The 8722-nt window shown below is 60.7% G+C and carries 7 protein-coding genes and 3 tRNA genes; 2 read left to right on the top strand and 8 right to left on the bottom strand.

Annotated features, from left to right (window positions below; genetic code table 11):
• Positions 1-495 precede the first annotated feature (495 nt).
• The gene (locus MSG32_RS00050) at positions 496-2277 is read left to right on the top strand and encodes a type I secretion system permease/ATPase (protein ID WP_248376837.1); all 1782 of its coding nucleotides are present in this window, start codon (positions 496-498) and stop codon (positions 2275-2277) included.
• Positions 2274-3602, top strand: coding sequence for an HlyD family type I secretion periplasmic adaptor subunit (locus MSG32_RS00045; protein ID WP_248376836.1), 1329 nt, complete (start codon positions 2274-2276; stop codon positions 3600-3602). Before MSG32_RS00050 ends, MSG32_RS00045 begins: the two co-directional genes overlap by 4 nt.
• Before the next feature lie 119 nt (positions 3603-3721).
• Here MSG32_RS00045 and MSG32_RS00040 read toward each other — a convergent pair.
• The 8 genes from MSG32_RS00040 to MSG32_RS00005 form a co-directional block, all read right to left on the bottom strand.
• Positions 3722-3809 (bottom strand) — tRNA-Ser (locus MSG32_RS00040).
• 216 nt (positions 3810-4025) lie between these two features.
• On the bottom strand, positions 4026-4613 hold the full coding sequence (locus tag MSG32_RS00035; RefSeq protein ID WP_248376835.1) for a YiiD C-terminal domain-containing protein: 588 nt from the start codon (positions 4611-4613) through the stop codon (positions 4026-4028).
• 94 nt (positions 4614-4707) lie between these two features.
• Entirely contained in the window at positions 4708-5268 is a 561-nt protein-coding gene (locus tag MSG32_RS00030; protein ID WP_054555640.1) for an NAD(P)H nitroreductase, read from the bottom strand.
• A 150-nt stretch (positions 5269-5418) separates the two neighbouring features.
• Positions 5419-6297, bottom strand: a complete 879-nt coding sequence (queF, locus tag MSG32_RS00025) for an NADPH-dependent 7-cyano-7-deazaguanine reductase QueF (RefSeq protein ID WP_248376834.1) — start codon at positions 6295-6297, stop codon at positions 5419-5421.
• Positions 6298-6429: 132 nt separating this feature from the next.
• Positions 6430-7203, bottom strand: a complete 774-nt coding sequence (locus MSG32_RS00020) for an ABC transporter permease (protein WP_043333883.1) — start codon at positions 7201-7203, stop codon at positions 6430-6432.
• Entirely contained in the window at positions 7200-8168 is a 969-nt protein-coding gene (locus tag MSG32_RS00015; RefSeq protein ID WP_043333884.1) for an ABC transporter ATP-binding protein, read from the bottom strand. The genes MSG32_RS00020 and MSG32_RS00015 overlap by 4 nt, the downstream gene beginning before the upstream one ends.
• Positions 8169-8536: 368 nt before the next feature.
• A tRNA-Gly gene (locus tag MSG32_RS00010) sits at positions 8537-8611 on the bottom strand.
• Positions 8612-8646: 35 nt separating this feature from the next.
• A tRNA-Glu gene (locus MSG32_RS00005) sits at positions 8647-8722 on the bottom strand.

The raw sequence follows: 8722 nt of genomic DNA, 5'->3' as shown, positions 1-8722 counted from the left end.
CAATATGCAAAGGAACAGAAAGTTAAAATAAGCCCAATAAAAACAATACCATAATTATTTAAAACAATAAAAAAGCACCCCTTTAAGCCCTTGTCATGTGTCAGATGAGGAGAAAAACAATACCGAGCACCAAAAAGGTTAATCCACCAGGAAACCAGAAACCCCATGCTTTTATAAAGACGAGAATCAGGTGGATTTATAGATTCGGAGGTGAGCAAAATGAACAGCAAAAACCAACAATATAAAACCCTGAAATGTTTTTGATGATCATCAAAATATTCACTTGCTAGCCAACCTTTCAGACGCAATATTTCAATAGGCTATCTGAAAAACAAAACATAAAAATCTAATAAATAGATAACCAATATGAATTGCTGAGCAATGCGATTCATTCCATCGCCAAGTAGCACATCATGAAAAGATCCAGGCTCAGGGCAGCCGTCAACGACGGTGACCTGGATAAAAAGAACAACAATGACGCTAGGGAACGAGATCATGGCCACCCCACAGGAAGGCAATGACCTGCAAAAGGTCCTGGACCATTGCCGACGAAGCTTCGTCTACGTCGGTCTCTTCAGTCTTTTCATCAACCTGCTGATGCTGGTGCCTCCGCTCTACATGCTGCAGGTCTATGATCGCGTCATCACGACACGCAGCCAGGAAACGCTGCTGATGCTGACTCTGGTGGTCGTGTTTCTGTTCATGGTGATGGGCGCGCTGGAACTGGTGCGTTCCAGAATCCTTGTCCGGGTCGGCAATCGTCTGGATGTGCTGCTCAGCCCTCGGCTCTACGGCGCCATGTTCAAGCGCTCGTTGACCACCCCGGGCAAGCCGTCCGCGCAACCGCTGAATGACCTCACTACCCTGCGCCAATTTCTGTCCGGCAATGGGCTGTTCGCGTTTTTCGATGCTCCCTGGGTGCCGGTATATATCGGCGTGCTGGCGCTGTTTCACCCGTGGTTTGGCCTGTTTGCCCTGGGTGCGGGTCTCGTGCTGGCCGTGATCGCCTTGATCAATGAGAAGACGACCAGACAGCTGCTGGCCGATGCCAACGGACAACACGTCCTGTCCCAGGACCTCGCCAACAGCAATCTGCGCAACGCCGAAGTGCTGCATGCCATGGGCATGCTGCCCGGCATTCAGGGGCGCTGGGCAGCCCGCCATCGTGAGTATCTGGCGTTGCAGTCCAAAGCCAGCGACCGCGCGGGCCTATTGACCAACACCTCCAAGATACTGCGCCTGATGTTCCAGTCGTTGATTCTTGGGCTGGGCGCGTATCTGGTGCTGGCCGGTGACCTGACTCCGGGCATGATGATTGCCGGCTCGATTCTGATGGGACGTGCGCTGGCGCCAATCGATCAGATGATCAATGGCTGGAAAGGCTTCAGCGGCGCCAGAACCGCACGCGCGCGCCTGGAGGAGTTGCTTGAGGCGGTGCCAGCCGAGGCGCCTTCCATGCCGCTGCCGATCCCCAAGGGCCGGCTGAAGCTCGAGGCGGTCAACGCCGCCCCGCCGGGCGAGCGCCTGCCGACCCTCAAGGACATCAACCTGACACTCGCCAAGGGCGAGCACATTGCCGTGGTGGGCCCCAGCGCCTCAGGCAAGTCGTCCCTCGCGCGAGTGGTACTGGGACTATGGCCGGTGCAGCTGGGCTGCGTGCGACTCGATGGCGCGGACATCTCCCAGTGGAAGAGGACCGCGCTGGGGCCTCACCTCGGCTATCTGCCCCAGGACATCGAGTTGTTCGACGGCTCCATTGCCGAGAACATCGCTCGCTTCCAGGAGGTCGATGCGCAACTCGTGGTGCAAGCCGCGCAGAGCGCCGGGGTGCACGAGATGATCCTGCGACTCCCCCAGGGCTATGACACCTGGCTGTCGCATGGCGGCGCCGCCCTCTCCGCGGGTCAGCGCCAGCGAATCGGTCTGGCCCGAGCCCTCTACGGCAAACCGGTGCTGGTGGTACTCGATGAACCTGACGCCAATCTGGATGCCAGCGGTGAACAGGCGCTGGCTGAGTGCCTGATGCGTCTGCGTCGCGAAGGCACCACGACCTTGATCATCACTCACCGTCAGCGCCTGCTGCAGCAGGTCGATCGCATCCTCGTACTCAATGATGGCCAAGTGGTGTCACTGGCCGCGCCGACGCGTGAGCCCCCCGTGACACGGGCCGTGGCAGGCAACGGCCATCAGGCCCGATCGACAGGCGTCCAGCGCGTCACCAAGCTAAAACCCAGTGCCAGAGGCCGCCATGAGGGCGGCGAGGAGAGCGCCTCATGACCCACTCCACATCCGGCAATACCAGTGCCGAGAGTGACGTTCCGCTGCGCGATCACGGCTATCGACGCTTCGGTCTGGCCGTGCTGCTGGTCGCGGTGGGCGGATTCGGCAGCTGGTCGGTGATGGCGAATCTGGCCATTTCGGTCGTCGCGCCGGGCTCCGTATCGGTGGAAAGCTTTACCAAGACGGTTCAGCACCTGGAGGGCGGTATCGTCGAATCGATCGAGGTCGAGGATGGCGATCATGTCGAGACCGGCGATGTGCTGATCGTTTTCGACGATACCCAGGCACGCTCACAGCAGAAGATCGTCGAAGCCGAATATCTGATCTCAAGGGCCAGTGAGATTCGGCTGCTGGCGGAGTACAGCAATGCCGACAGCCTGGTCTTCCCGGATTCGCTGGTCAGTTCGACCAATCCGCGGGTGCAGGAAGTCCTCGAAGTCCAGCAGCGTCTGTTCGAGGTCCGTCGCCAATCCTTGAACGGTGCCATGGCGGCGCTGGATGAGCAGATCGTGCAGATGAACGAGCAGATTTCAGGCCTCGAGAATACCCAGGCCATCACGCGGCGGCGCATCAACTCACTCAATGATGACGTTGCCAACCATCGCAAGCTGTTTCGCAATGGGTTGATCAACAATCAGCGTCTGCGGGAGATGGAGCGCGAGAGCCTCGAATACCAGAGCGACAACGCGGGCCAGTTTGCCGAGGTCGCGCGTCTGCGCTCGCAGATCAGCGAGAACGAGCTGCAGAAACAGATTCGCCTGCAGGAATTCCAGCAGCAGATCGGCGAGTCCCTGCGTCAGGTGCAGGCCGAAGTCACCGACGCGGAAGAGCGGCTGGTCGCGCTCAATGACAACCTGAGGCGCACCAAAGTCATCGCCCCGGTCGCCGGCACCGTGGTCGGGCTCAAGGTTCATACGCTGGGGGCGGTGATACGCAGCGGCGACCCCCTGCTCGATATCGTGCCCGCCGGCGATGGCTTCATCGTCGAGGCAAGGGTCCCGGACCACGATATCGACCACCTCTACCTTGGCCAGCCGGCGGAAATCCGCTTCAGCGCGTTCAACCAGCGCCTGTCCAACATCATCGATGGTGAGGTGACCCACCTGAGCGCCAACAGCTTCGAGGATGAAGCGACCCGAGCGCGCTACTACAAGGCACGAATTCGTGTCACCGAAGCCGGCAAGGGCGACATGACGGACAGCATGCGTCTGCTGTCCGGCATGCCGGCGGAAGTGATGATCCGTACTGGCGAGCGCAGCTTTGCCAGCTACATCGGCAAACCCATGACGGACATGCTGGCGCGCGCGATGAGAGCGGAATAGATGAGAGCGGAATATAAGGAAGGCTGGTGGCTGAGACGCCGCTGAATGAGAGGCGAGCGACAGACCATCCCTCAGAAACGCGAAAAGCCCGCATCGTGAGATGCGGGCTTTTCTGAATCTGGTGGAGGAGGAGGGATTCGAACCCTCGAAGCCTTTCGACTTACACACTTTCCAGGCGTGCTCCTTCGACCACTCGGACACCCCTCCAGATCAGTGCTCTCATTGGTCACCCGACTGCGTCGTGTTTCCCTTGAGAACGCGGCGTATATTATCGATAACCTTCGAGTGGCGCAAGCCTTTTTTCCAAAAACTTTCAGATAGATAGCGTCAGCGCTCTCACTCTGTTCACTGACCCTGCGCCCTCGCACTGCTATTGCACCCTGTGCTCTCAACCCGCGCACTGGCCCGAGACCGCACTCGTCGTCACGGCCCCAGCACCACGTAATCGCCGCGGGCCTCGAAATACAGTCGCGGAGCGGGCTGCCCTTCGACCTGACACCACAGCTGCTGGGTCAGCGACAGTCGCGCTCGCCGCCCTGCCGCCAGGCGCTCGCCCACCTCGTGCAGCGCTGCCATGTCATCCGGCGCGCAGATGATGTAATAGTCGCCACTGACCGGGGCCAGAAACTGCTGACTGGCCTGCGACACCACGATATCGCGCTGGATACCGCGGGCACGCAGCCAGAGCGTCAGCCAGCTCCAGCCACACAGGGTCGCCTCGAGACTCATGGCGCCGCCGAAGGCAGTGCCCTTGTCGTTGAGATTGGGCGGCAGATGCAGGTGCCAGCTCAGCTGACCCGTCGCACGCTCGGGCTCTGACCACTGCATCTCGACGAGCCCGAGATGAGCGGCCAGCGGGATCGCCTGCGTCAGCCAGCCACGAAACCGTGACAGGTCGTCGCTGACCGGCGCCGCGAGACTGCCCGGCTGCCCCTGCGCATCACGCGGCAGAGGCAACGGAGGCCAGGCCTCACCACTCAGGCGCGACGGCTCATTTCGCGTCTCACTCACTCAGCGTCTCTCTCATCAAGGGCCTCGCTCAGCGCCTCTCTCATTCAGGCCCTCGCTCAGCGCTCCTCACCAAGGGCCTCGCTCATTCAGCGTTTCACTGCCAGCGTTCGACGAAGTCGGCACTGTTGCGGTTCGGCAATGGCTTGAGGCGCCCGCCCGGAGTACCGAGGTAGAGGAAGCCGACCAGCTCATCCTGCTCGCCCATGCCCAGCCCTGCGTGCACGATGGGGTCAAAGGCGTAGCCGCCGGTGCGCCACATGCCACCGAGCCCCTGGGCCTGAGCGGCATACAGCATGGCGTGGGCGGCACAGCCGGCGCTGACCACCTGTTCGACACGCGGCACCTTGGGGTGGTCCGGCGTGACCCTGGCGATCACCGCGATCACCATCGGCGCACGCAGCGGCTTCTTGCTGGCGGCGGCCTGAGCGGCCTCGTCACCGGCCGGCGACTTGTTGCGCTCCGCCTCGGCGAACAGCTCACCGAGGCGCTCAAGCCCGCCACCCGTGAATTCGATGAAGCGCCAGGGCGTCAGCTCGGCGTGGTCCGGCGCGCGCAGGGCGGCCTGATAGATGGCCTCCATCTGCTCAGCGCTCGGGGCCGGTGCCATCAACTTGCCCATGGAATTGCGTTCATGCAGTAACGTCAGCGCGTCCATCGTCTCTCCTGTCACAGACTTAAGATAAGAATGATTCTCACACTAGCATGTCGCCGGTACGCCGTCTCATCACTCGCTGCTATCTACCTGATTGGCAAGGCGCTATCTGGTTGGCGAGGCGCTACCTGATTGGCAAGGCGACGGGGACGACTACTGCCGGGAGAGACGCAGCGGCAGGCTGGCGCGGGCCTCGGCCTCGAGATCCGCCGTGGCACGCCACGGGCTGATATCCAGGCCACCACGCCGCACATAACGCGCCATCACCAGCAGAGACTCGGGCTTCACGCGCGCCATCAGGTCGACGAACAGGTTCTCGACGCAGTGCTCATGGAAATCCTGGTGCTGGCGATAGCTGATCAGATAGGCCAGCAGGCGCTCGCGGTCGATACGCGGGCCGCGATAACGGATCCACACACTGCCCCAGTCCGGCTGACCGGTGACCGGGCAGTTGGACTTGAGCAGGTGGCTGTGCAGGTCTTCGCTGACGATGTCGGCGGCATCGGCGCTGAGCAGCTCCGGCGACGGTGTGTAGTGCTCGACGCTGATCGGCAAGTCATCGAGGCACTCCCCCGGCAGACGCCCGACGTCCAGCTCGCTATCGTCCAGCTCCAGCAGGCACACCTCGACCGGCGCACCGGCCGCGGCGGCGAGGTCGCGCTCCAGCGTTGCCTGCACCGCTGCCTGATCAGGGAAACGGCTCTGATTGAGACTGTTGAGATAGAGCTTCCAGGACTTGGATTCGATCAGGTTCGGCGAGGCTGCCGGCAGGCGAAAACGGGCCACGCGCACCCACGGCTTGCCGGCCTCATCCAGCCAGGAGACTTCAAAGGCGTGCCACTCATCCTCACCGACGAACGGCAGCGCCGCGTCATCGATGCCGATGGGGCCACGATTGGCTGCCCGCGCGATGGGGAACAGCAGGCTGGCATCGTAGTGCTCGGGATAGGCGGACTCTCGCCCGAGCGGGGCATCCTTGAGGGTCTCGGGGCGCGCCTCGTCGGGCACGTTGACGGCAGTGGGGTGAGCCATGACAGCACTCCAGTGAAATAGGCCAATAAGCATCGATATCAGGGGCGCAGACAGCAGAACGCCGGCAGAAGCCGGCGTTGCATGCACTGGCGCGATAGCGCGCATCTTACCATCATCGTCTGGGCGACATCTTCAGCTGCGGATGCCCTTGCCACGCTCCAGCAGCCACAGCGCGAAGGCGAACAGGCCGATGATGAAGGCCACGATGGCGGCCATCGCCGGGCCAACGCTGATGTCCGAGACGCCCAGAATGCCGTAGCGGAAGGTGTTGACCATATAGAGGATCGGGTTGGCCAGCGACACCGTCTGCCAGAATTCCGGCAGCATGTGGATGGAATAGAAGACGCCCCCCAAGTAGGTCAGCGGCGTGAGCACGAAGGTCGGAATGATCGAGATGTCATCGAACTTGCGCGCGAACAGCGCATTGATGAAGCCACCGATGGAGAACAGCAGCGCCGTCAGCACCACGACCATGATGGTCAGGAAGGGGTGATGGATATCGAGGTCCGTGAACAGGAAGGCCACGGCGGTCACGATGATGCCGACCCCCAGCCCGCGCACGGCGCCACCGATGATGTAGCCGAGCAGAATGATCCACGAGGGCAGTGGCGAGACCATCAGCTCCTCGATGCTGCGCTGGAACTTGTTGGAGAAGAATGACGAGGCCACGTTGGAATACGAGTTGGTGATCACCGACATCATGATCAGCCCCGGCACGATGTAATCCATGTAGCTAATGCCATCCATGGTGCCGATGCGCGAGCCGATGAGGTTGCCGAAGATGACGAAATAGAGCGTCATGGTGATGGAAGGCGGCAACAGCGTCTGCGGCCAGATGCGCGTGAAACGACGGACTTCCTTGACGACGATGGTGACCAGAGCCACCCATAGCTGACGGGGGTTCACTGCGTGATCTCCTTGGCAACATTGGAGGCGATACCGCTTTCGGCGTTGGAACGCTCGACCAGGTCGACGAACAGCTCCTCGAGACGATTGGCACGATTGCGCATCGACACCACGGTGATACCGGCACGATCCAGCGCCGCGAAGGCGGTATTGATCGACTGGCCCTTGCGCACGGCGAGCGCCAGCTGCTGAGGGTCACTCAAGGAAACCTCGAACCCGGCAATCACCGGCGCCTTGGTCAGCGGCTCACGAATGTCGAGCAGGAAGGTTTCCGCATCCAGCTCCTTGAGCAGCTCACGCATGCTGGTGTTATGCACGATCTCGCCATGGTTGATGATGGCGATGTTGCGGCACAGGCTCTCGGCCTCTTCCAGGTAATGCGTGGTGAGGATGATGGTGGTGCCCTCCTCCCGATTGATGCGGCGCATGAACTCCCACATCGAGCGGCGCAATTCGATATCCACACCGGCCGTCGGCTCATCAAGAATCAACAGACGCGGCTTGTGAATCAGCGCACGGGCAATCATCAGACGGCGCTTCATGCCACCGGACAGCATGCGTGACGGGGTGTCGCGCTTGTCCCACAGCCCGAGGTCCCTGAGCAGACGCTCGGCACGCGGGCGCGCTTCCTTCATCGGCATGCCGTAATAACCCGCCTGGGTCATCACGATGTCCTGCACCTTCTCGAACTGATTGAAGTTGAACTCCTGCGGCACGACACCGAGGTGATACTTGGCCTTCGAGAAGTCCTTGTCGATATCGATTCCATAGATCTCGACCTTGCCTGCGGTCTTCTGCACCAGCGAACTCACCACGCCGAGGGTCGTGGACTTGCCGGCCCCATTGGGGCCCAGCAGCGCGAAGAAATCGCCCTCGGGGACGTCAAGATCAATCCCCTTGAGCGCCTCAAAACCGTTGCCGTAGACCTTGGTCAGGCCACGGATAGACAAGGCAGGTCGTGACATCGGACACCTGTAATCGATTGACGCTGTCAGCCAGCACAGCAGAAAAGACGCATCTGAGAACAATTGCGCAACAGTGATGGCACCGTTTCGCCGTCCGCGAACATGAAAATCAGACGCAAGATATTGGATGCGCATGGTAACGCATTCGGCGCTGCCACATCAGACACACGGCAGAAAGGCATTAGTGCGCCACGGGAAACAAGCAGAGGGAGAAAATCACGCGGGGGCAGCACCAGCGAGCGGCGCAGAACAGGGCGGGGAGGAATGTCAGGCACAAAAAAATCGCCAGTGACGTAACACGATGATCGTGTCTGTCAGGCGATGGCGTACTGCTATGTCATGCTTCAGCTTGCAACGTCACATTCGACTGGAGCGGGAAACGAGATTCGAACTCGCGACCCCAACCTTGGCAAGGTTGTGCTCTACCACTGAGCTATTCCCGCCTGTCGAAACACAAAAACTGCGGCGTAAAACAGAATGGCGTCCCATAGGGGGTTCGAACCCCTGTTACCGCCGTGAAAGGGCGGTGTCCTGGACCACTAGACGAATGGGAC

The organism is Cobetia sp. 1CM21F (assembly GCF_023161745.1).
GTDB classification, from domain to species: Bacteria; Pseudomonadota; Gammaproteobacteria; order Pseudomonadales; family Halomonadaceae; genus Cobetia; species Cobetia amphilecti.
Note: the sequence above shows the minus strand (reverse complement) of the source record. Positions and strands in the feature narration are given on the sequence as shown.

Bases quoted from the DNA above. Each gene is read 5' to 3' on its own strand.
- MSG32_RS00050 (WP_248376837.1), top strand. From the start codon at position 496: ATGGCCACCCCACAGGAAGGCAATGACCTGCAAAAGGTCCTGGACCAT.
- MSG32_RS00045 (WP_248376836.1), top strand. From the start codon at position 2,274: ATGACCCACTCCACATCCGGCAATACCAGTGCCGAGAGTGACGTTCCG.
- MSG32_RS00030 (WP_054555640.1), bottom strand. From the start codon at position 5,268: ATGGACGCGCTGACGTTACTGCATGAACGCAATTCCATGGGCAAGTTG.
- queF (WP_248376834.1), bottom strand. From the start codon at position 6,297: ATGGCTCACCCCACTGCCGTCAACGTGCCCGACGAGGCGCGCCCCGAG.
- MSG32_RS00015 (WP_043333884.1), bottom strand. From the start codon at position 8,168: ATGTCACGACCTGCCTTGTCTATCCGTGGCCTGACCAAGGTCTACGGC.